Source organism: Bacillus sp. AFS018417, assembly GCF_002560985.1.
Lineage (GTDB): Bacteria > Bacillota > Bacilli > Bacillales > Bacillaceae_G > Bacillus_A > Bacillus_A rhizoplanae.
In genome coordinates this window covers 1-261 of sequence record NZ_NTTM01000153.1, presented here as the reverse complement: position 1 = coordinate 261, position 261 = coordinate 1, and the positions used below count along the sequence as shown (strand labels likewise).

The 261-nt window shown below is 60.9% G+C and carries 1 protein-coding gene; it reads left to right on the top strand.

Annotation, left to right across the window (positions count from 1 at the left end):
- Window positions 1–261: hypothetical protein (locus CN326_RS23990; RefSeq protein ID WP_255258208.1), on the top strand; the 261-nt coding region annotated here is incomplete at both ends.

The following is a 261-nucleotide window of genomic DNA, read 5'->3' as shown; positions in this document are numbered from 1 at the left end:
GATCTTGGCCCCGTGATGGCCTATGAGGCCCTCAAGCCCTACGTCAAGGACGGTCTGGAGTGCCGCTTCATCTCCAACATTGACCCGACCGATGTCGCTGTCAAGACCGCCGATCTTGACCCTGAGACGACCCTGGTCATCATTGCCTCTAAGACCTTCACCACTTTGGAGACGCTGACCAATGCCCGGTGCGTGCGTGCGTGGCTGCTTGACGGCTTGGTCGCTGCCGGTGCGATTGCCGACACCGAGCAGGCTCGACGT